The sequence below is a fragment of the Sphingobacterium sp. BIGb0165 genome, assembly GCF_024810095.1.
Classification (GTDB): domain Bacteria; phylum Bacteroidota; class Bacteroidia; order Sphingobacteriales; family Sphingobacteriaceae; genus Sphingobacterium; species Sphingobacterium detergens.
The window spans coordinates 507,297-529,632 of the sequence record NZ_JANUEB010000004.1 but is presented as its reverse complement, the minus strand read 5'-3'; the positions used below and the strand labels follow the sequence as shown (position 1 = coordinate 529,632).

The 22,336-nt window shown below is 40.9% G+C and carries 25 protein-coding genes; 15 read left to right on the top strand and 10 right to left on the bottom strand.

Features of this window, described 5'->3' with window-relative positions; all coding sequences use genetic code 11:
* Positions 1 to 2: 2 nt before the first annotated feature.
* Positions 3 to 545 carry an SS18 family protein gene (locus M2408_RS11750; protein ID WP_259181981.1) on the bottom strand — a complete coding sequence of 181 codons (543 nt, stop codon included), beginning with the start codon at positions 543 to 545 and terminating at the stop codon, positions 3 to 5.
* A 2-nt stretch (positions 546 to 547) separates the two neighbouring features.
* Positions 548 to 1,027: a sigma-70 family RNA polymerase sigma factor gene (locus M2408_RS11745; RefSeq protein WP_310446815.1), complete on the bottom strand. Its 480-nt coding sequence runs from the start codon at positions 1,025 to 1,027 to the stop codon at positions 548 to 550.
* Between the two features lie 157 nt (positions 1,028 to 1,184).
* Here M2408_RS11745 and M2408_RS11740 point away from each other — a divergent pair, with 157 nt between their 5' ends.
* The gene (locus M2408_RS11740) at positions 1,185 to 1,388 is read left to right on the top strand and encodes a hypothetical protein (RefSeq protein ID WP_259181979.1); all 204 of its coding nucleotides are present in this window, start codon (positions 1,185 to 1,187) and stop codon (positions 1,386 to 1,388) included.
* 108 nt (positions 1,389 to 1,496) lie between these two features.
* Here M2408_RS11740 and M2408_RS11735 read toward each other — a convergent pair whose 3' ends face one another.
* Together M2408_RS11735 and M2408_RS11730 are read right to left on the bottom strand one after the other, a co-directional pair.
* Positions 1,497 to 2,867 carry a hypothetical protein gene (locus M2408_RS11735; RefSeq protein WP_259181977.1) on the bottom strand — a complete coding sequence of 457 codons (1,371 nt, stop codon included), beginning with the start codon at positions 2,865 to 2,867 and terminating at the stop codon, positions 1,497 to 1,499.
* 95 nt (positions 2,868 to 2,962) lie between these two features.
* Positions 2,963 to 5,428 carry a TonB-dependent receptor domain-containing protein gene (locus M2408_RS11730; RefSeq protein ID WP_259181975.1) on the bottom strand — a complete coding sequence of 822 codons (2,466 nt, stop codon included), beginning with the start codon at positions 5,426 to 5,428 and terminating at the stop codon, positions 2,963 to 2,965.
* Positions 5,429 to 5,534: 106 nt separating this feature from the next.
* On the opposite strand from M2408_RS11730, the gene M2408_RS11725 reads away from it, so the two are divergent.
* The 3 genes from M2408_RS11725 to M2408_RS11715 all read left to right on the top strand — a co-directional run bounded on the left by M2408_RS11725 (position 5,535) and on the right by M2408_RS11715 (position 8,183).
* On the top strand, positions 5,535 to 6,461 hold the full coding sequence (locus tag M2408_RS11725) for an AraC family transcriptional regulator (protein ID WP_259181973.1): 927 nt from the start codon (positions 5,535 to 5,537) through the stop codon (positions 6,459 to 6,461).
* Positions 6,462 to 6,534: 73 nt separating this feature from the next.
* On the top strand, positions 6,535 to 7,389 hold the full coding sequence (locus M2408_RS11720; RefSeq protein WP_259181971.1) for a helix-turn-helix domain-containing protein: 855 nt from the start codon (positions 6,535 to 6,537) through the stop codon (positions 7,387 to 7,389).
* A 77-nt stretch (positions 7,390 to 7,466) separates the two neighbouring features.
* Positions 7,467 to 8,183 carry an FAD-binding oxidoreductase gene (locus tag M2408_RS11715; protein WP_259181969.1) on the top strand — a complete coding sequence of 239 codons (717 nt, stop codon included), beginning with the start codon at positions 7,467 to 7,469 and terminating at the stop codon, positions 8,181 to 8,183.
* Between the two features lie 167 nt (positions 8,184 to 8,350).
* On the opposite strand, the gene M2408_RS11710 is transcribed toward M2408_RS11715, so the two are convergent.
* Positions 8,351 to 8,821 (bottom strand): hypothetical protein, encoded by a 471-nt coding sequence (locus M2408_RS11710; protein WP_259181967.1) that lies wholly within the window; start codon positions 8,819 to 8,821, stop codon positions 8,351 to 8,353.
* Positions 8,822 to 9,137: 316 nt separating this feature from the next.
* On the opposite strand from M2408_RS11710, the gene M2408_RS11705 reads away from it, so the two are divergent.
* Positions 9,138 to 9,818: a DUF421 domain-containing protein gene (locus M2408_RS11705; RefSeq protein WP_259181966.1), complete on the top strand. Its 681-nt coding sequence runs from the start codon at positions 9,138 to 9,140 to the stop codon at positions 9,816 to 9,818.
* Between the two features lie 114 nt (positions 9,819 to 9,932).
* On the opposite strand, the gene M2408_RS11700 is transcribed toward M2408_RS11705, so the two are convergent.
* Together M2408_RS11700 and M2408_RS11695 are read right to left on the bottom strand one after the other, a co-directional pair.
* Positions 9,933 to 10,289, bottom strand: coding sequence for a DUF4406 domain-containing protein (locus M2408_RS11700; protein WP_259181965.1), 357 nt, complete (start codon positions 10,287 to 10,289; stop codon positions 9,933 to 9,935).
* Between the two features lie 59 nt (positions 10,290 to 10,348).
* A complete protein-coding gene (locus M2408_RS11695) occupies positions 10,349 to 10,936 on the bottom strand; it encodes a Crp/Fnr family transcriptional regulator (protein ID WP_259181962.1) in 588 nt (195 codons plus the stop codon).
* A gap of 307 nt (positions 10,937 to 11,243) precedes the next feature.
* On the opposite strand from M2408_RS11695, the gene M2408_RS11690 reads away from it, so the two are divergent.
* Complete coding sequence (locus M2408_RS11690; RefSeq protein ID WP_259181960.1) at positions 11,244 to 11,696, top strand: nuclear transport factor 2 family protein; 453 nt, start codon at positions 11,244 to 11,246, stop codon at positions 11,694 to 11,696.
* Between the two features lie 84 nt (positions 11,697 to 11,780).
* Here M2408_RS11690 and M2408_RS11685 read toward each other — a convergent pair whose 3' ends face one another.
* Entirely contained in the window at positions 11,781 to 13,601 is a 1,821-nt protein-coding gene (locus M2408_RS11685; RefSeq protein WP_259181959.1) for a LuxR family transcriptional regulator, read from the bottom strand.
* Positions 13,602 to 13,859: 258 nt separating this feature from the next.
* On the opposite strand from M2408_RS11685, the gene M2408_RS11680 reads away from it, so the two are divergent.
* The 8 genes from M2408_RS11680 to M2408_RS11645 all read left to right on the top strand — a co-directional run bounded on the left by M2408_RS11680 (position 13,860) and on the right by M2408_RS11645 (position 18,909).
* Positions 13,860 to 14,192, top strand: a complete 333-nt coding sequence (locus M2408_RS11680) for a DUF4870 domain-containing protein (RefSeq protein WP_259181957.1) — start codon at positions 13,860 to 13,862, stop codon at positions 14,190 to 14,192.
* A gap of 18 nt (positions 14,193 to 14,210) precedes the next feature.
* Positions 14,211 to 14,828: an SIMPL domain-containing protein gene (locus M2408_RS11675; RefSeq protein WP_259181955.1), complete on the top strand. Its 618-nt coding sequence runs from the start codon at positions 14,211 to 14,213 to the stop codon at positions 14,826 to 14,828.
* 22 nt (positions 14,829 to 14,850) lie between these two features.
* Positions 14,851 to 15,255, top strand: a complete 405-nt coding sequence (locus tag M2408_RS11670; RefSeq protein ID WP_259181953.1) for a hypothetical protein — start codon at positions 14,851 to 14,853, stop codon at positions 15,253 to 15,255.
* Between the two features lie 7 nt (positions 15,256 to 15,262).
* On the top strand, positions 15,263 to 15,700 hold the full coding sequence (locus tag M2408_RS11665; RefSeq protein WP_259181951.1) for a hypothetical protein: 438 nt from the start codon (positions 15,263 to 15,265) through the stop codon (positions 15,698 to 15,700).
* A gap of 22 nt (positions 15,701 to 15,722) precedes the next feature.
* A complete protein-coding gene (locus tag M2408_RS11660; RefSeq protein WP_259181950.1) occupies positions 15,723 to 16,805 on the top strand; it encodes a DUF1266 domain-containing protein in 1,083 nt (360 codons plus the stop codon).
* A gap of 24 nt (positions 16,806 to 16,829) precedes the next feature.
* A complete protein-coding gene (locus M2408_RS11655) occupies positions 16,830 to 17,438 on the top strand; it encodes a hypothetical protein (RefSeq protein WP_259181948.1) in 609 nt (202 codons plus the stop codon).
* Positions 17,435 to 18,262, top strand: coding sequence for a hypothetical protein (locus M2408_RS11650; protein WP_259181947.1), 828 nt, complete (start codon positions 17,435 to 17,437; stop codon positions 18,260 to 18,262). The genes M2408_RS11655 and M2408_RS11650 overlap by 4 nt, the downstream gene beginning before the upstream one ends.
* A gap of 83 nt (positions 18,263 to 18,345) precedes the next feature.
* Positions 18,346 to 18,909, top strand: coding sequence for a hypothetical protein (locus M2408_RS11645; protein WP_259181946.1), 564 nt, complete (start codon positions 18,346 to 18,348; stop codon positions 18,907 to 18,909).
* 14 nt (positions 18,910 to 18,923) lie between these two features.
* Here M2408_RS11645 and M2408_RS11640 read toward each other — a convergent pair whose 3' ends face one another.
* Complete coding sequence (locus M2408_RS11640) at positions 18,924 to 19,619, bottom strand: response regulator transcription factor (RefSeq protein ID WP_259181945.1); 696 nt, start codon at positions 19,617 to 19,619, stop codon at positions 18,924 to 18,926.
* Positions 19,620 to 19,638: 19 nt separating this feature from the next.
* Positions 19,639 to 21,303: a sensor histidine kinase KdpD gene (locus tag M2408_RS11635; protein WP_259181944.1), complete on the bottom strand. Its 1,665-nt coding sequence runs from the start codon at positions 21,301 to 21,303 to the stop codon at positions 19,639 to 19,641.
* 186 nt (positions 21,304 to 21,489) lie between these two features.
* Between M2408_RS11635 and M2408_RS11630 the strand changes: the two genes are divergently transcribed.
* The gene (locus tag M2408_RS11630) at positions 21,490 to 22,335 is read left to right on the top strand and encodes a GLPGLI family protein (RefSeq protein WP_259181943.1); all 846 of its coding nucleotides are present in this window, start codon (positions 21,490 to 21,492) and stop codon (positions 22,333 to 22,335) included.
* The last annotated feature ends 1 nt before the right edge of the window (position 22,336 follow it).

Genomic DNA, 22,336 nt, shown 5'->3' with positions numbered 1-22,336 from the left:
AGTCAACTGAGCAAGTTGATTGACTTTTCCAGACCGACCAAACGTTTTGCCCATATCCTATAGGTGAACGCAAGTTGAATGATAAATAGCAAACCTATAATAACCAGCGAAATAGACTTACTTGTATTAAAGCTTAGTCCGTAGGTAAAAAACAGTAAAAGCCCCATCAGAAACAGCTGTTTTGAAATAATGGAGATTGCGGCATAACGCTTGACCTTTGCGAGGTAATTTTTTAACGATTCCTGGATATTAGTACCCTGGACAAGATATTTTGCAAAACGATAGCCCATAAGGTTATGGATGATGGGCAACAAGATTGAGAAAACAAGCAATATATTGATCCAGACAGGTTTTCTGTCGCCGTCAAACATCGTATAATAGCATGTCAGGAAAATACACCATCCGATAATTTCTATGGTTAATTGCTTCCTAATGTTTTTTAAAACAGGATGACTATTCTCTGATAACATCTTTTGGATTTCCGCTGGAGAAATTTCGGGTGTTTTTACCGTATTCCAGGTAGATTTTAGTTCATTAAATTCCATAATTAACAGGCTAGAAGGTTCTGAATTTTGACTTTTATTCTATTGAGTTTGACACCGACATAATTTTCACTTATACCAATAATTTCTGCGATCTGTTGATAACTCAAATCCTCAAGGTACAAGGTAATGATCGCCTTGTCTCCATCATCAAGTTGTTTTAAAGCGCCGAATAATCGCTCCTGACGTAAAGCAAGTTCTTCGTCCTGCTGTTCCTCGGCCATCTCGGGCAAAGCAGGACGATATTCAATGTCTTGTTTCTTTTTACGGAAAGTAGCTATGGCAGTATTCAGTGCAATGCGATAAATCCAGGTGCTTATTTTCGAGTTGTTCTTAAAGCTATCATGGGATTTCCAGAGTTGAAATGTAATTTCCTGAAAAAGATCTTCCCGATCCTCCCGAACATCGCGGTATAGGTGACATATTTTATGGATAATTCCCTGATGCTCATTAATAAGTACTAAGAACTGTCTCTCATCCATCATCGCTATTTTTTATTAAATGTAAGGATTTGGCTGCTACCTATTGCTCGATTCATATTTTCTAATTTTCCCTATAAGTTGCGGAACTGTTCAAAAACTTACAGCAGCAGATTTATTTTGTAAGTTTTTTAGGACTCCTTCAACTAATCAGCTAAAAAACATGAAAAAGCTTGCCATTATAATTTTGCTTTCATTAGCAGCCTGTGATCGAGAATCATCACCAGAAGGAAGGTCAAAAATAAGAGATGAAAACATCCAGAAACAGATTGACGATCTAAGGGATCAGAACAATACTTTACGTGATAGTATCCGTACAATTAATAGGCAATTGAAGGACCTTGGACCTGAAAATACGTTTAAATAGAAAAGAATTTACCAAAACGGCCGGAATTAAAATTTGATCACAACAAAAATGGCCGCTCTGATTTTACAGAACGACCATTTAAATGAGGTACTATACGATAAATAAGTATTAATAAGCACCGATATAACGATGTCCTGTACCGTTCAGTAGTTTGGCACCTTTCGTTAATTTACCCGTTTTCCAGTTGTAAACAAACACATTTCCGGCTTCGCTGATAGGCGTCAATGGAACATACACGTTGTCGCCTACCTGAGCTATACTTTGTTGTTGATCAAAGTTTAATTTAGACTCATATTCTGTGGTAATTTTTGTTGCCGTTTTCGCATTGAGGTCTATTAGCGCCAAATAACCACCTTTTTTATCAATGTCATATAGGACAAATGCTTTACCTTGACCTAGGTATTTCCAAGCTTTGATTCCAGCAAGACCACTAACACCTAATGCTTTTGATAGATCGAATACATAACTGTTGTCATAGTCATTGGTATTTTTATCAATACGCAAGATATGTGGATAGCTCGTTGTATTCGCACCAGTGGACTGATAAACATGGCCATCTTCAGCAATATACTGGGTCATGGTACGGTAGCCATTATTACCATATTTGCTTTGTGTAGACCAGATCAATTTCGGATTTTTAAATGAAGGATAGTCAACAACCAAGGTGACGGTACCAGCAATATTGGCAGCATCGCTTGGCCAGGAAACTACACCCGTTTCCTGATTTTGGCTAGGAGTGCCCTTTGGATTCACTTTCGAAATATTACAGCCTATATAGACTTTATTCTTTGCCTGATTGATGATCGGCACATCGATACGACCGATCGAATAACCTTGAGCCAACTGCTCATCAGTAAACGGAATAGTAAATGAAGCCGTGTTTAAAATACTTGGATTATCAAGATTGATAGACGCCACAGTGGCTGTAGACTTGATATTGCCAAAAGTTACCGCTGGAAATGTACCAGTAAAAGTTGTCTGTGTTGTTGCACTCACACCAATACCTATCCCTTCAGCTGATTTAACCCAGCGTGGTGAGGTACCCAGAATAACAGCTGCATTCACTTCGTTGCCACTCTTTACATATTTTTCCGCACCATTTACGGCATATTTCTGGAAAATACCACCGTCAGTTCCTGTATATTGGATATCGTATAAAAATTTTCCATCTGCAGATGCCTGTATGCGTGAGGTTCTTGGTGAATCAAATTTCAAGCCTTTGCCATTAAAAACATCGAGCTCAAAAGCAGGGTCAATAGCTTGCTCAGGTGAAACGGCGTAGGCCATTGTACCACCATTACCGTCACCATCGTTTGTCAATTTTAGTGCAGCGGTCAATGTAATCCATCTGTTGTCGGTAGGTTTTTCCTCTGGAGGTGTTACCGCACCGGGATTCCCGCTATCTTTACTACAACTACCTAAGGTTACTGACGCAGCCAATGCGCCAAATAGAACGGTTTTTAATAGATTTTTTTTCATCTGTATAAATTTGTTTTTTAATTGTGATGAAGCTATCAGATTTATTCATTAGCATGATCGAATAAATCATGATGGTTTCATATTACTATTGTTTTTTATAAAAATTTGCTAATCGTGTAATTGAGTTTGATGTAGAATGCCCTTCCAGGCTTTTGAACACCAAAGTTGTCATACAACGCTGTATTAAAGATGTTTTTTATATCAAAACTTGCCACCAGTTTTCCGGAGGGAAAGCGATAGCTTAGTCCTAGATCATGCGCAAACTGGCTAGGGGTGAGGCTCCCTTCAGAAGGATGCCATGCGATATCGTAATGCCCAACGTAGCCCATATTGTAATAAAGGTTCATGATGGCACGTTTTTGAAAGACATTGTCCAGGCGATACTGTGCATTTGCATTCACTGTAAAATAAGGTTCGTTTGGAATCTGTAGATTATAGCGGTCATCTGCACGTCCGGCGGGGTCGAATTGCCGTTTGTATAGCGCATTGAATTTGGAAAAATTGACCATGACATTAAGTTTGTTGTCAAAGACATAGATCAACTCAGCTTCCACACCCCTGGACTGCGTGCGACCAAGATTGACAAAAGCGGATGCCTGAATATCCAGATCGGAATCCGTGACAATACTATCGACTGTCTGCCGGGTAATTTTGTCATAGCCGTTTCGCCAGAAGGCACTTCCATAGAATGAAAACCGATGCTGATCAAATGTTATATTGGCTAGTCGGAAGCCCAGATTATAATTTATATTTTTCTCGGGTGTAAGATTTAGGTTGGGTAATATATTGGTTTCGAGATTCCCAAACATCTGTTCTTCGGAGGGCATGATTTTACCATTCTCCATCGAAGTAATCAAAAACAGATTAGGCAAGATATTGTATGAAATCGTCGCACCATACCCAAAGTTGTCGCTAAAGGTCTTTTTTGTCTCTGGATTAAGCGTGTATGATCCGTCGGCATTATACGTCGGATTTGGATTGGTCTGCCGGGTACTATTGGCCGTATATTTAACCAGGATATTGGTTTTCAGTTTATTATTGAAGGTCTGTGCTTCGTAATTTGCCGATAGAATATTCTTGGTAACGCCTGTTAATATCAGTAGATCTTTATTGATAGGCCTTAGGAGATTGGTATCGTCGCGGTCTGTTTTTTCCAACTTGTGGTTGAGTGATACCCGATGGCCCGGTAAGATCATATAACCTAAATTTGAACGGACATTTGTTATTGTGCGATCTACCTGTGTGATCGTAGGCAATCCCTGTTGTGCCCCGTTGGGTGATTTCATCGTAATCGGGGGAAGACCATTTTCGATCATGTAATCCGTATGTAACACCACCGGATTTCCGTCCCAATTATACAATGTTGTTACCGTATCCTGCACATAGGTACTTCGTTTGCTGCGTACGGCATTGACATTCAGCGTCAGTCCATCGACAAAAAGATTACGTTTGTTATAGTTTAAGCTGAATACATGCGCATTATACTCCGAAAAACGGCCAACATAGGGCCGATTTGTCGTTGTTCCGTGGGGTATTTCCTTATAGGTGTCAGAAATATTATAACCCAAGAAAAACTGATCTGCCCATTTCACATCTGTAAAACCAAATTCAAAACGTCCACCTGCAGACCGGTAGGTATCGTTAAATCTTTTGGCCCTAAAATCCCGGGTCAGTATCCCATTTCTGTCGGTATATTTTGAGAATTTCCCCCACATTTCATAGCTGTTGTCTGTGTAGGTATAAAAGCCGGAACCTCTAAATGAAAGTCCGGTTTTTTTATCCCGTAAGGTGAGACTTGCATCAGCATTGAAGGTATTAAAAGAGCCATAAGAAGTCGCTACGGTCGCATTGTTATGAGCAACATCTTTTTTCATGACCACATTAATTGCTCCGCCCACATAGTCACCCGTCAAATGGGAGGGAAGTACCCCTTTGTATACTTCGATGCGCTCTATCATGGCGGGCGGAATATTATTGAGGTTAAACGAAGAGCCATAGGTAGAGACCTCAATTCCATCCAAAAATATACCTATCGTGCTGCCCGACATCCCATTGAGGTTATATTCAATCTGGGATCCAACACCACCATTTTGGCGAACACGTACACCTACGGTCCGGTCGAGCAGCTCATTGGTGGTCAGGTTGCGCAGTGCGGCTTCTTTTGTTTCGACGACAGCTACAGCGAAGCCACCGATCTCCATTTCTTTCTTGGCCGAATTACGCTCCACCTTAACCTCTTCAAGGTCATTTTTGTGCCTCATCTCCACACGGATGTTGACATGTTGGCTCTTTTGATAAGCGCGCAAGGAGATTTCTTTCGCATGTAGCTCTAGGGAGGAAATGAACAGCACATGATCTCCGTAGGGTACATTCGTTAATTGGTAATGCCCTTGAGCGTCAGTCATTGTCGCGAGTTGACTATTCTTAATCTGAATGGTAACATGGGAGACGCCTTTTCCCTCGTTATCACGAACAGTACCGGAAATACGGGCAACCTGGGCATATACTAAATAGAACGAACAGGTAAGGACAAGAGTTAATATATATTTTATTTGTTCCATTGAAACGATAACAGTATTTTTGATAATTATTTGTATTTAATCTAAATAAGGCGACGCAAAAGTAAAAAGTATTATACGCAAGAAAGTAACGTATTCCGAAAACAAGATGACGCAGAAAGAAATTTATCAAGATAGGGGTAATCTGGCTGAGGAGCCAATGGTGATAGATCGACAATTAAATGGCTTACGGATGATCGCAGCTGAAAACTGTGCCGATTATGAAGTGAGCTTAAAAACAGAAGTTTATGCATTAGTTGTCAATCTTGCTGACCAGGTAGCGATCCATTACAATGGTTTAAAGGGGACATTACAGCGGAACGAAAACGTATTTATTAAGTTAAACGATGCCACTTTAACTATTGCTGGCAATGAGAAAAGCACTTATTTTATATTGGGTTTTGACCATGCATATATACGTGAAGTTGGTCTGGAAGGAAGCTTTTCGCATGAACTGCTATTCAGGGATGGAAAAAACTACTTTTTGATAGACCATATTCCAGCCATTGTTGGCAAACTGATGGATTTAAAACAAACGAGCCTCAAAAGTGTACTTATGCGGGTTTATTTGCGTGCAAAAGTCAGCATGATCCTCTGTCTATTATTAGATTCAGTGCAAAATAATATAAAATCTGCCCGATCAAATGTTCCTGCTGATCAACAGGAGAAAGTGCTTCTGGTAAAAGAAATGATTGAAAACAATCTGGATCAGAATTACACCATTTCAGCCCTTTCAAAAGAGGTGGGGACGAATGAACAATACCTGAAGCTGAACTTCAAAAAGTATGTTGGTCAAACTATTTTTGGTTATATGACGGCCTGTAAGATGAATAGAGCTAAAATCTTACTAAAGACAACCGATTTAAAAATCAGCCAGATATCCCAACAGGTGGGTTACAAACACCCCACTCATTTTGCGGGGGCCTTTAAGCGGTTTTTCGGTTATATCCCCAATATGATCCGTTGTATGGGTTTCTATCTAGCGGATAGTTTAGAGCTGTTTATTCTTGGTGAGGAATTATTGCTTCCATTTTAATCGGGATACGATTAAAATAAATCGCTATCAAATTGAAGGCTAACAAATTCGAATGATAAATTTCCAGCAACGTATGCAGCACAAAAAAGATATTCCGATCAGGACGCTGCCCAAAGAATTTGGTCATGGTATTGCTCTTGCAAAAGTTTCACCGGAATCTTTTTGGGAAGATGAAGAAATCATGCAGGCACATCGGCATGATTATCATTTCTTTGTTTTACAGAAAAGTGGTCTTACTGTTATGGAAATAGATTTTCAGCAATACCGCACAGATAAACCGACCATATACTATCAATCCCCGGATCAAGTGCATAGGGCGGTGCAGGTGGAGGATATAGAAATGTTTATGCTGATCATTAGCAATGAAAATATTGCCGCCGAATATCTTACTCTTTTGCAGAGCATCTCACCTCTAAAACCTTTGGCGATTGACTTAGAAGATCTTGCGATAATTGAGAAAACTTATAATTTGTGCATTGAATTCTACGAACGAACGACAGACAAATTGCATTTTTCTTTACTGAAGGACAGCGCAAATGCCTTGATTGCTTTGCAACTATCATTGTATCTGAAATATAGCAACACAACAGAGTCACAATCACGGTTTGAACGGATTAATAAAGCCTTTTTCTTATTATTGGAACAAAACTTTCAAACCATGAAACGTCCGGCTGCATATGCCGCCCAATTTAATATTTCGGTTTCCTATCTCAATGAATCGGTGAAAAATGTAACTGGTTTTTCTGTTTCGCATCATATCCAGCAACGCGTAATTTTGGAGGCCAAACGATTGCTATACCATTCTGACAAGTCGGTTAAGGAGATCGCTTTTGAATTGGGCTATGAAGATTATCCTTATTTTTCGCGCTTGTTTACCAAGATATGTGGTATGAGTGCCAAAGTGTTTCGTAGCAAAAACCACGATTAGTCCAATCAATACAGCTCTTGATTCTTTTTTATGCTGAGGCCGGTGGCTTTCTTTGTGTTCAATCAAAACATAAGATTATGCCAAGTGCTCCAAAATGGGTCTTTGATACCCTCAATTTATTCGTATCACAAATTCCAGAGGTACAAGTAAGCCAAACTGAATATTTGTCATCAAGCGTCAAAAGAATTAGTTTACAGGGGGATTTTGAAAAACTGCAGTTTTCCATTGGTGCTTTTTTTGATATACGTGTTTCTGACACCGATGCCAGAAGATATACCATTGCTGAAATAAACAGCGAAAAAAATAGCCTGCAATTAATTGCACATATCCATGGTAATGGTTGTGGTAGCGACTTTATGAATCATCTGGAAGCTGGTGACCACCTGGTGCTGAACAAACCGCGAACAGAACAAAAGTATTACGATAAAGCGGCGGAGAAAATTGTATTCATTGGCGATGAAACCTCACTGGCATTGGCCTGCTCTTTTTTACCTGTTATGGAGGAGCAAAAGAAGGAACACCTGTTCCTTTTCGAATTGGATGCAGAGAACAATGCTATCCCGGAGCTACTCGGACTGGAAAACAGCATTGTGTTTCCAAAATCGACCTTGTTTTCTGATTCAGATCAGATCAAAGAGTTACCCATTTTCAAAAATGAATATTGGTCCGACGCTTATTTTGTACTTACAGGGAATGTAAAATCTGTACAAAACTTTCGAAAAGTAATCCGAACACAAATGCATGCGGGCGTTAAACATCAGGGCTTTTGGCTGCAAGGGAAAAAGGGGCTATAAATTACAGTTGAAAGATGTGGAGACATTACTCGCTGTATTTATTTTTGGAACAGCGGATTGAATCTTTTTGAAAGGTAAGTAACGTTATCTGTGTTAAAAACTAAAGGTATATGGTGATTTAAGATCAACCACCATATATCCTTTAGGACTGAACTGATAATATGGTATTAAAGTGCAGCTTTGATAGCCGCCAAACAATCGGATTGATATTTCATGATATTATCTTTGTCTGCAGCAGATATCTTTCCATCTGCAAGATCTTTTTCGATTTCGTTTTTAATATCCAACAACGATTTTTCCTTATCCACTGCTTTCTCATGCGAGTCCGCATTAATACGGTCTACCCATGTTTTACCTAATTTTGTATAAAGCTCTTTGGCTTTATCATTGGATAGCGTTGGAGCGGGTATTGACGCAATTGCTGCATTGGCGGCAGCTTTATTTGAATAAACTACAGCTTCGGCATCTTTCGTAGCAGCGTCTTCTGAAGTATTCATCGCCTCTTCATTCGCATCAGCAGCTTTTTCCTCAGCGTGTTCCATGCTGTCAGCGGCTTTTTCCTGTGGGGTCTGATTATTACATGAAACTAAGATGGCTACTGTCGCTAGAGACGCGAAAAATGTTTTGTTTAAAATCATATTATTATTTGTTTAGTGAAACTAATTAAATAACAAGTGCTTTTTAGAATTCGTTTGTTTTAATTTACTTTTTAGACTTTGATAAGCTGTTTTTTTCGCTGTGGCCATAAAATGAAATTATTTCAAACAGTTTATACCTGGACATTGTTGAATATATATAGATCGCTTGTCCGATCATGAAGAATTTAAAAGCTAGGCACCTTTCCAACCTAGCTTTTCTTAATTTAAAGACTAGCGTTGACAAAGAATTGATAATAAAATAAACGATTTAAAAGGCAGATGGAATCTTAAGTAATGGATTGCTTGTTTTTGAATTATGATTAACTTGGAAAAAATTTTTGCTAACGACTTAGATACGTCATTTCTCGTTGAAATAGGCCTCCGTTCGACTATCATGTTTTTGCTTATCTTAACGATACTACGCCTGTCTGGAAGAAGAGGAGTAAGGCAGTTAACACTTTTTGAGGTAGCAATTATAATAGGATTAGGATCTGCGGCCGGAGATCCCATGTTCCAGGAGGATATCCCAATTTTTCATGCCGTAGTTGTTTTTATATGCGTAATTGCAATTTATAAGACCATCACTTGGATCACTTCAAAGTCAGAAACGGTAGCTCAGTTGCTAGAGGGCAAAGTGTTGCCAGTTGTTAAAGATGGTGTATTTGACATCAAACATGAGCATGACAATACTTTTTCACGTATGGAGTTCTTTTCCGAACTACGAAATCTGAATATCGAGCATCTGGGTCAAGTTAGGGAAGGGGTATTGGAGGTTGATGGGACTCTGAGTGTACTTTTTTATTCCGATGAACAAACCAAATATGGGCTACCACTTTTTCCCTCATCCTATAGATCTGTTGATATTTCTGTAAATGAAGGACCATTTGCATGCATGTATTGCGGAAATGTCTTATCTCATGTCAATACGGATTCCCCACAATGCCCGCGATGCAAAAGAACGAAATGGGCTCAGGCGATAAATAGAAAACGAGTTTAGAGAATCTGGTCAGATGATGGGTGACATATGCTACGGCTATCAAAGTGTTAATAAACTCAAATCGGAGTGGTAAATGTCCAACTCCGATTTAAATATGAACTGAATGAGCTTGTGTTAGCCTTCCACGGGGATTTCGGCGATATCATAATAGACTTTTAACCCTCTTTCTTTCGCCAGCCGCACATCTTCATCCGCACCTTTGGATGCTCCTTCAATGCGCAATACAGCATCACATTTTTCAAGCATCCTATGTGCAACGGGGTATTGAATTTCTTCCCATTGCTGATCACCGACCTTGGTTGATCCAGCCAATTTTATCAGTGGAAGAGCCATCCATTCGCCAATAAAAGGGGTATGACCTTTTCGAAAGATGTCCAGCGCAAAAGATTCGAGCTTGTCTAGATTCCGCTTCATCAAAATCAGATCATCGTTGGTGCCACCACGATAGGGGCCTGCAATTAAAATAAGCATAGTTTTTACGTTTGTTAGTTGATACTAAATAACGGCCTTATCAGATAGAAAAAAATAAACTAGTTTAAGGTTTCCAACTTTTTTCGCTTGATCATACTTAAAAACTCAGCCGTAATACCCAAATACGAAGCGATCTGCTTTTGCTTTACCTTATTTGCGACCTCAGGATATTTTTTCACAAATATATCATAGCGCTCTTCCGCTGTCATCGATAGATTTTGCACCACACGCAATTGTTCCCGGATATATGCATTTTGCATCAAGATCCTAAAAAAGCGTTCAAATTGCGGTACCGTCTGATATAACTTCTCTAAATCATTTTTCTTCAATTGGTAAACCGAACTTTCTTCAATGGCCTCTATGGTCAACATGGCGGGAAGTGTATTTATAAAGCAATACATATCCGTCACCCACCAATCCTTTATAGCAAACATGATCGTGGATTCTCTCCCCGATACATCCAAATAAAATGCCCGCAATGCACCGCAATCAACAAAAAAGATCGAATCGCACAATTGCCCTTGTGTCAGGAGCTTGTTTTTTCGTGGTATTTTCTTTTTCTTGAGCAGGGACAAAAACAACGAACACTCGCTTTCCGTGAGTGTGATGTGTCTATTGATATTTTCTAAAAGTGACCGGTCTTCCATACATGCTCAATCTACAAATTTCTTTGGATTCCGGCGGTTAATTTTATAAAAGAGGAAGAGCCGGAACTTAAAAATTAAGTACGCGGCTATCTGGGGACAGATCGTATTTAAAGTTTATCTGTTATATTCTCTATCGGTAATATTGGTAGTTAAATCAGTAATATGTATACATTCAAGTATTCCTTTTATAGCATCTTTGCAAAGATGAGTTTATGTGGGGCACACTTTTATAAGCCGCCACTTAAATATGATCGGCTGTAGTTTTAAATAATCCAGTATATTAAAAAGTTAAAACCAATATATCTCAATGAAAAAAGCAATTATCGCGCTATTATTTGTAGTTGTGGGCATGCAATTGTCCTTCGCACAAAGTTCTTCCGTTGAACAGGAGCTTAAAGAGCTTTCTAAAAATAAATGGCAATGGATGGCCGACAAAAACGTAGCGAAACTAGCTTCACTCTTTCATGATAAATCCAAATTTGTCCACATGAGTGGAACCTGGAAAAAAGATGAAGAACTGGAGATTATTAAAACGGGTAGTATCTGGTACAAAAATGCGAATGTACATGATGTTGCCGTGGAAGTTGATGGCGATGTCGCTGTTCTTTGGAACCGCATTACATTAGATGCTGTCGTTCGGGGAAACATAGCAGTTACTGAATTTACGGTTACGGAGGTTTACAAGAAAGATAATGAAGGTTGGAAATTGCTGGCTTTGACTTTTAGCAGTGTCCGCGACACACATAAGATCAAGCATTAGTTTATCGAAATAGTACTTTCGGGAAATCATCTGGTTTAGATCCAATGCGTTTTTAAAGAGGCAGGGAAAATGAAGCTTTCGTTATCAGCTCAGCCGTTGTATGGCAAGGTCCAGGCTATCTTCTTTATCCAACTTTAGCTTTTGTTTGATCCGGTAACGTGCCATCAAAATGCTTTTGGGGTCTACAGCAAGTCGATTGGCAATTTCTTTGTTGGAAAGCCCCATCAGGATATAGGAGCAATGCTTTAGATCCAGACGCGTGAGCTTGTTGTCGGCCAGCTGTTGAAGCCGATTAAAAAACTCGGGGTGTATATCGGCAATACTGCTCTTGATATGCTCCACATCTTCGTCCATCCGCAGATCCTCTTTAAGGATGCGTTCCATCTGGTTTTTGAGCATGTCATATTCCGGATGGTCGGCCAATTTATCGCGCATCGTCTGGAGAAGCTCATTTTTTTGCTCTACCTGCAGATTGCCGGCCAGCAGTTCTTTTTGGAGCCTGTCTTGTCTTTCCTGTAACAGTTCCTGTTCTGCTTTCAGCCGCGCAGCTTCTTCTGTCTGCAATTTTTCCTGTTGAATAGATGATTTCAGCCGAAAGTGGTAGGAGCGGAAAAGAAAGATCAACGCAAGTACACCAGCGATAATCAGTCCGATGTAAATAACATTGAGCTGTTTGTTAAAGGTGGCTCGCTCTTGCAGCCGCTCCAGTTCTTTATCCTTCTTCTCGGCCTCATATTGGACTTCCAGCCGCTGTGTAATGGCCATTTTTCCGGCGTCATAAACCTGACTCTCATACTGCATATACCGCTTGAAGTAAGCCAATGCTTTAACAGGATCGCCAGCTTTTTCGGCGACGGAGGCCAGTCCTTTTAACATCGAAGCTTTGACCTGTAGGCTGCTGCCAACATGGCTTTCTACTTCGCTGAGCCCCAGCAGAAAAAGTTTTTCCGCAGCCTCGTAGTTGCCTTCGGCAAGAGCATACTCGCTCAATATTCCATAGCTATTGGCAATGATCTCCTCGTGACCGGACTTTCGGCCAATGATCAGGGCCAGGTTGATGTATTTATCAACGCTGTCTTTATACTGCTTCGGAAAGAACTCCCAATAAATATTGGCCAGATTTAGCGCGGCAGCACCGCTGTTGATATGATTGATAATCCTGCCGGATTGTGCCTTGGACAGCTGCAGCAGTTGTCGATTATAATACATCGAAGAATCTAGTAATTGCCTCTTCGAGGGTTCCAGTCTAAAATCCTTCAAGAAAGAGGCCCCTACAGCCAGGTAGGCATTACAGATCATGTCCGGGTCACCTGAACTGTACGCTGATTGAAGGCTTAATTGGGTGTATGTCTTTAATTTTGTATTGTCTTTGAGATCTCCATAAATACTTGCTAAGTAATGGTATACCAAGCTCCGATAGGCATCCGCAGGTTGTCCTTCCAAGGCTTTAAGTGCTTTAAACAAACTGGCGGTGGACCGATCCGGCTGATTAACGATGTATTCCAGCCAGCCCTTTCTTAACCACACATAGCCATTGACAACCTTATCCGTAGATGTCGCGCTATAGATCAATGCGCTATCGATATTCCGTTGGGCGAGTACCAGACTGTCCCGTTGCACATTCAGATAGGTCAATGTGGCCAATGCAAAAGCAGCGTATTGGCCGTCGGAAAGTCCGCGGCTTAACCGCAAGGCTTCATTTGCCGAAGCTAAAGCGGCTGGCAGATCGCTTTCATAAACGGTCCTGCCAAGCTGAGCAAGTGTCAAGGCTCTTTTTTCAGTGGCCAGATCCGGCTGACGAAGAACTGTTCGCAGCGAATCCTCAATGCGCGATTGCGCACCTGCCGGCTTTAGCGCGGTGAAAAATACAACTAAGATCAGGCTGAGGCTTATATAGATCTTCATAACAGTTCGCGGTATGGAATAGTAATTTTCAAAATTCTTTGTTCATAAAAATACAACTTAATCCATAATATGCAGCTGATCCCCATTGTCTACAGGGTTGAAAAATAGACGAGACAGCGCTGTAGACGTTTTATAGAGCTATTCTTTTTCACTTGTAGATACTTTGTAGAGGCTTTATTCTTGGACAATGTAGGCATTCGATAGCACCTTTGTATAAAAAAGAACCTCATCTAAAGAACTCATTTTAAATTTTATCTTATGGACAACAAAACCACTGCAATCGTATCTTACATCACCATCGTTGGCTGGCTGATCGCATATTTCTCTTATAAAAACCGGACCGAAAAAGATGCCTACGTAAGCTATCATCTGGAGCAAAGCCTGGGTGTATTTATTTTTAGTATCATCATTTCGGTCATCACCGGAATCCTGGTCACCGTCATACCGACCTTGTCTGGTATCTTTTCTTTACTCACGCTTGCTCCCCTGATCCTGTTGGTCTTGGGTATTATCAATGCATCGAATGAAGTCACGAAACCGGTACCGCTGATCGGAAGTTTTTTTGAGAGAAAATTCAGCTTTCTACACTAAGTTTTAATAAAAAATGTCATGAAAAATATCCTCGTATTCCTGTTTTCCATTGTAAGCGCTTACAGCGTTTACGGACAAAATACAGAAAAGCCTTTTATAGAAGTAAGAGGTATGGCAAAAATTGAAAGAACCATTAAGTCGTATACCATGGACATCGTCATTACCGAGGAGCTTGCTTATCTCGAAGAAAAAAAACCTTTTGAAGATGTAAAAAAAGCTTTTTTTGAAAAGGTTAAAACTGCGGGTCTTGATGTCTCCCGGTTTAAAGAAGATAAACTGGCCTTTGCACTTACACAGTACAGCGCCCTAGGTAGCCAGTTCAGTTTTGAAACAAGGGATCCTGCTGATATCATCAAGCTGAGTAACCTCATGGTGGATAAAAACGGTACACAATCTATTACTGCCCGAAAGGTGAACTATCTGCCCGTGAAAGATTTTTCAAAGGTGATCGCAGCTGCTTTTGCCGATGGAAAAACACGTGCAGAAAAAGTAGCTACCGCCATCGGTAAAAAACTGGGACCACTGCAAGCTGTTGTCGATTATTCCACCACCAATGATGAAGTGGAGGACAGCGCTTATTACCAGCCAAAGGACGATAGGTACTATTACCTCTCTTTAAAATATCATGTGGAGTAAATAGAAAATAAATTATAGACCGATGAAAAAGACAATTTTTAATCTTCTCGTTTTGATCCTCACCTTCAGTATGGTGGGCTGTAAAAAAGACCAAATATCCGATAAGCCTATATCGGAAAGGATATTGGGAAAATGGACCTTTGTCTCGCAGGCTACAGAAATGCTTGAACCTCCAAATCCCCCCAAGGTAAAAACAAAGCCAGGAGAAACGGGGGACTATATTGATTTTCGTCAGGATGGCATAATATATTATGTCATCAATAGTTCCGATGAAAGACAGGATGACTACAAACTGAATGGTGCTGAAATTGATATTGACGGCGGCACCTATACGATCATAGAACTGACCGAGACGAGTTTCATTATGCGCAGTATTGAACAAGAAGATAATATAACATATACAACCACAATTACGTTAAGAAAATAGCAAGTCGATGAAAACCAATAAATTTTCAGCAACAATATTCCTCATAATTGCCATTCTGACACTAGGTACCGCCTGTAAAAAAGACAATCCGGATCAGGAGGGAGGCAGTGAGGAAGATAAAATCGTACAGGTCATGCGGCAGAAAATTCTGGGACGTTGGAACCTAGTGGAATTTATAGAGGAAACAAAAACAGGGAATGAACCACCTGAAGTCATTAACAATGATCCTAAAAACGTTTACTTCGATTTCTCCGCCAATGGTCGCGTAAAAACAAATGCCGAGGGTGAGGATGAGTTGCCTTACGAAGTGAAAGCAAATAATAAACTCCTGTTGTGGGAGAACGAACAAACAATCGTTGAACTAACGGCTAACAAGCTGACTTTTAGAAATACCGCAAGTTCGGAAGGCACCACTTACACACAAACTTATTTTTTAACGCGATAGGCAAACGTTTGAAACAACAGATATGCAAGAATTTATCCAGAATCAACCGGGCGAAAAGGACGCCCGCCCCAAGTATAATCCGCAGGATGGTAATGCTACTCTTTCAGGATGGGCAGCTTTTGTACTCGCTGCTGTGGTGGTCGTGATTACCTATGCCGTGCTGGACAGGCTGCGGGAAATAAATAAGGTACAGTCCTGGATGTACTATACCAGCATTGTGCTTGCATTAGCATTGGGAGCTTTACTCGGCAGTTTTTTAGTTCGGAAAATGACCCGTAAACGAATCAAGGAGCAAAAGCGGTATTACCAACTGTATGGTGCCGACTGGCTCCCGCAGGAGAAACGGGAAGCTTTGCAATTGGATGTACCAGATGGTTATCAGCATGGTGAGTGGATCGAAACCCTGGAGTACTGGCCTTGTGAAGCCAGGGGGGCGGCAGTGAAGGATTTCAGGACTTTTATAGTGACAAGCAAAGAGGAGCGGCTCACGGGCAATGACCAAAGCTGGGGGGTACTGTCGGCGCAGTCCTATCATGAAACCATTGACCGGCTTTTTAACGGCATGCACAGCCAGCTTTTCGCCGCCGATAGGGCATTGATGCCAGCGGAGGCCAGACAAAATATGCAACGCAGGGTAGCGGCCCTCACACAATTACCCGAGGCCTATGTCGAGAGCTGTTGGGAACGAAAGGATAACAGAGCACCACAATTGCTCTGGGGATTTGACCTAAACCGGGTCATTGAATTATCCCGAACCTCATTTATGGCCGGATTGATCAGCGAAGAAACGGCCTGGAACAATATATTAAAAACATCAGGTTATACCCATACGCTATTTGACAGCCTGGACGATTTCTATACGAATTTCAGGCTGGGCCATGCCTATTGGTGCAACGATTTTAGGCTGACCAATGAAAAGCTGAAAGCGCATAAATCTTATAACGAAAGCTGCGACTGGCCAATAAAGAAAATTAGCTGGCGCAAAAATGAGGCCCCTCTGCCCGAAGTTATCCAAAATGCCTGTGAAGAATTTGTCGCCTTTGAAACACGAAAAAGTCAGCATAAGGAGATCAAGGGCTTTCAGCAGGATAATAATGAGATTTAGAACGTATTGATAGTTGATCCAAACATGAAAGAAAAAACTGACAATAGTCATTGGGAATTGTTGCCCGCTGTAGGATTAGGAAAAGTGACTTTTCGGATGAGCAGACTACAAGTTGCTGCCTTTGATGAAGTTTTAGGCAAAGTTACCTCAGAACACAATCCCGCAGACATGAAAGATCATGTCTTGGATACCTACAACTTACTAAAAGACTTTATTACCGAAGCCGAGTTGAAAACTGTTATGGAAGCGCTAGAAGCAACAAATGCAAATGATCAACGGGGTATTGTCCTGATGCAACATCGCATGACAACCGGATTGACATTGGAATTTGAAGACGAACAATTGACCGAAATCTTTGCTGATAATAGGGCAGGGCAACTTCATTTTAAACAGACCCCAATCTTTTCTAGCTGCCCACTAAATTTGGTCAAAAAAATGGCGGAAGATCTAAACGAAAATCCTATCGTTCAAGATGATGAACTTGTATTTCCCAAAAACCATCTATACCTATATTCCTTTTTGAGAAAAGATCTGGCTGAAGGAAATCCCCGAAACAGAACCATGATGTGGCGTATAAAACCACGGATTTTAGGAACAGATTTATCGGACTATACAGTTTTGAAAATCATATGAAAATAGGATACTACTTCTGCCTGTTGTTTTTACTTTTCCTCTCCTGCGATGGAACACAAACCGCCCGTAATAATACCACGGCAGGAAAAGACGCAGACAGCAGCTTAAAATGGATAGACTATCGGCAGGGTGAGCTGCCTCCGGAAGGATATTACAGCGCATTGGACAGTACCATCAAAAAATGGGATATCCGCTATGAACGCATCGAAGGTGGCTGCGAAATTATACCGGGCGAAAAGCAACGGTACGAGCAGCACAATGAAAAATACTTCGAGCTGCTGGAAAAACAGTTTGGTAGCGACTGGCGGCAACGTTTTGATCAAGAAGTAAGAATATTGGACAGCATATTAAACAGTTCAGCACAAACAAGAGTTGACAATAGCGAAAGGATAAACAACAAGGTAAAGCGGATCGATGCGCTGAAACTCAAAACAAAGTCCTATCCCTACAGCAACAAATGCGGCGTCATAAAGGCTTCTATTGTTATTTACAGCGAAAATAATACGGTAAAAAAAATTACAGATATCGGTGTGGGGGATGATGATCGGGCAGCAAGTTCCTGGAGGTATGCCTACTATTTTGAAAACGGCTTATTGATTTTTTCAGAGGAGATGCGGCGTTATCACAATAATGAAACGAATAGGGAGGATCTGGATAAAATCCAGCAATACTATACGGATAACCATTTAGTTATGCAGGCAGAAAATGGGAAAACGGGTTACCCAAAGAATGTTTCTATTGATAACAGCGATACTAGGTATCGATTAAAAGAACTCCTCCGGGCCTCGGATATTGAAAAAATATACGCATGTCCAGCGCTGTAGTGTAAATAAAAGTTCTAGGGTCAGGGTTGAGATTTTGCACTTATCATTTTTGTGTTTCACTAAACAAGACTTTTTCATTCGCTATGATTATAGATATTCATCAAAAGAAGCTTTCACTTGGCGACAAATACAAGGTTTTCATAAACCATGTATTAACCTATGTCGTTTCGAAACAACCACTCCAGCTCAAACCTGAAATACTGGTGATGGATGCAGACAATAACAGGCTTAAAATAAGGATTGTTAAATGTCTCCAATGGATCAAGGCCAAATATGTTATTTCATTTTCTGAAACCCTAATTTATTCTTTTAAAACAGTCTCTTATTTTAGATCACACTTCCAATGTGCAACAAAGGATGCAATATACGACATCTATCGCCATCGGGGCAGGAAGTGTTCCATTTATAAAGACCATGATCAGATCGCCTGGTGGCAAAAGGATCTGATTACCTGGCTGGAAGGAGATACCTATCGAATCACGAGCAACGAAAACGCTGATATTGACTTGCTTATTTCCTTTTGTCTTATCTTGGATAACTACAATAGCGGCAACAAAGGCGAGGATGTATTGACCATCAATCTAGGTTATATGGGACTACAGGCAAAGCGATTTAATAAAGAATGGATACCTAATAGTAAAAATTAAGCTCAACAGACAGGTCAACCAACAACCAGCTTAAACCCCTTGCCGCGGATATTGACAATCTTAATCGCGGGATCTCTTTCCAAAAACTTGCGCAGTTTACTGATAAAAACATCCATGCTACGGCTATTGAAATAGCTATCATCACCCCAGACGTAGTCTAGCGCCACCTTACGGTCAAGTACAGCATCCCGATGGTCAACCAGTAGTTTTAGTAATTGGGCTTCCTTATAAGAAAGGATCTGCTGTTTATCGCCCATGCTGAGCTGTAGATTCCTGAAGCTAAAATGAAATTTGCCAATGACATATTCTTCAGTCAGGCTACTAGGGGATTGTTTCGTGGCAGAGCGCCTATGGAGCAACGCATGCATACGAATAATCAATTCTTCCATGCTGAATGGCTTTTTGATATAATCGTTGGCCCCGACCTCAAAGCCGGTGGCCAGATCCTGAATCGTCGATTTTGCCGTTAGAAATATAATCGGAACTTCGCTGGCCAGCCCACGTACTTCTTGCGCCAATGTAAACCCATCCTTGTAGGGCATCATCACATCAAATATACAGATGTCTGGCCGTGCAACACAGAAGGAGGAAAACGCTTTGAGACCATCTATCGCCCAAACGACTTCAAAGTCACGGAGCTCTAAGGCTTCCTTGATCAGCTTACCCATCATGGGTTCATCTTCGGCCAATAATACTTTTATTTTATTCATAAGGATGATAACAAAGGAATTAAGATTTAACTGGAATATAAAGGACAAATGTCGTCCCCTTGTCTAATTGACTCTCCACCTGAATGGTGCCGCCATGGAGCTGCACGATTTTTTTTACATAGGATAAGCCTAAGCCAAAACCTTTGGTTGCATGTACATTGCCCATGGGCACCCGAAAGAATTGATCAAATACCCGGTCGAGGTAATCCCTTGGTATTCCCATGCCGTTGTCACTAAAGGATAACCGAAAGTGTTGTTTCTCCAGGCTGACACTAATTTGAATAGCAGGCACTTGCCGGCTATATTTCAAGCTATTATCGAGCAGATTATAGAGAATATTTTCCAAATGTGTCTTGTCCACTTCGATATTCGGAAAATCGTCAGTGATTGTTATTGTCAACGTTCCTTTCGTTTCATCAAGTTTGGACTTTGTCTGACGCTGAAAATCATGCAACATTTGGCTGAGATCTGTCGATTCCTTTTTTAGCATATAGGGATTATCCTGTGCCAACCGAAGCACGGTTTCAATCATACTCGACACACGCTTGAGTTCGGCACCGCAGATATTGAGATATTCATCCAGTTTTTCGGGATTGTCCTTTATCCCAAACTTGCTCATCAACTCTACCGCCAGACTTGCTGTGGCGATAGGTGTTTTAAACTCGTGGGTCATATTGGAGATAAAATCATTCTTAATCTCGGTCATTTGCTTTTCGCGATTGAAGGAATTAATAAGGGCAAGCGCAGTATAAAATAGCATACCCAAGATAAGTATTGAGACGAAGAGTAGCCATTTCATGCCATCTAAGCTTGTGAATAGATCCGGTTTTACGGTAATCACTGCGCTGTAGATAGGGCTGATGGTACCTCTTACTAAGAAGTAGTGAGCGACGGAATCCAAGGGTTGCTTTGCGCTATCTGCAAGGGTAGCAAAGGAAACCTTAAATTGATTTTTCAGTTGTAATTCATCAAAATTGGCGCCTACCAATGAGTCCAGCAATCTGCCAATGGCAAGCGTATCGACGTCTTTTTGTGTAAATTCGGTTTCGTTTGCATAAACCTTGACAGCAGAGCCTCTGGAATGGCGTGCGGCGATAGACTTTGATGGTTGCCCCTTCATTTTTACTTGTACAGTATCTACCAATGCGGTATATATCCCTTTGTTACCCCCTGAAGAAAGTTGAACGAAGGTATCCTGAACCCTATGCGTGGTGACTTTTACATGTTTCGGGCCTTTGCTCGTATAGTTTGCCCGTAAGATCGAATCGACCAGCTTTTTTTCGACATCCTTGGCACTTTCAGCGATATCCATCCGAAATTCATGGGTCGTCTTTTTTGAGGCGTTTGTACAGGTATCACAGCTTTTCTTCGTCGTTGAATCTTTTGTAATCTGCCGATGAATCTGAACGCCTTTCAGTTCATTATTGGAGACTTGGTCAAGTATACCACCCATAGCACGCAGAATGGACGATTGTTCTTTGGAGAGGGAGCTATCAATACCGAAGTATGTTTTGAGACGAACGACATCTACGGCATCTTTGATGGCTCCTTGTATCATGATCTTCTCCTTTTGCTGATTGATACGAAAGGCATTAGACAGCCAAAACACCTGCATGACAATAACAGCTATCGTGCTAGCGATTAGTAAGGCAATGATAACGCGTGTTTTCCTATGTGTAGTCATAATAAAATTCTCAGCTACAATGCTAGCTAAAATCCACGAAAAAGAGGGATTTGCTAACAGTTCATAACATTACTTAACAGTAGTTAACAATTCCGTTTCCGGTTAACAGTATTTAACAAAGCAATAGAAATGGGAGCCACACTTCCATTCTACTTTTGATTCACTGACAATATAAAAGTAATAAAAATGAACACAACAAAGTTTTCGCTGACCGCTATTATCGGTCTTTTTCTCTTCGTCCAAGGGCTATTTGCTCAAGACAATCAAGTGAATATGTTTATTAAGTATGATTTTGAACATATCGCTGATAGCACAAAAAAGGAGGCCCCTATTACACGTTCCATGTACCTGTATATCGGTAACGGAAACGCCTTCTATTCCATGGCACCCATGGAAAAAAATAAGGAGCAGGGAGCACTTCATATCAGTATGGATGCTGTTGATCAGTCTGATGGACTGGTCAATCTGTATACACCTTTCGGAACAGGGGAGCGTCCTTGTTTAGTGACCATGCTCGGCCAATTGTATAAGGTGTATCCCAACAAGAACTATAAAATAGAGTGGGCCATCACTGAAGAAAAGCGGGATATCGGGGGTTATGCCTGCATCAAGGCGACAGGACAATTCGGAGGCCGTACCTATGAAGCCTGGTTTACCGAAGAAATCCCATTTCCGGTGGGGCCCTGGAAGCTGAATGGCTTGCCCGGTGCTATTCTTGAGGCCAAAGATTTGACCAATGAAGTTCGTTTTCGTTATGCCGGATTGGATAAGGTCACCGACAAGATGCCCCTGATGGAGATTGACAAACTGCCCGAACTTCCCTATGAAAAATATCGTAAGGCGATGGAAAATAGTAAAGCGGACAAACTAGGGGCAATGATGGCGCAATTACCTGCCGGTGCTACCATAAAGTTCAAGACAGAGGACGGACGGGAAATCTCTCAGGAACAAGCTGAGGCCCTGATGAAAGAAAGTGGGAAAAATAAACAAAAATTTCAGTTGAACAATCCTGTAGAACGTACGATCAAATAAC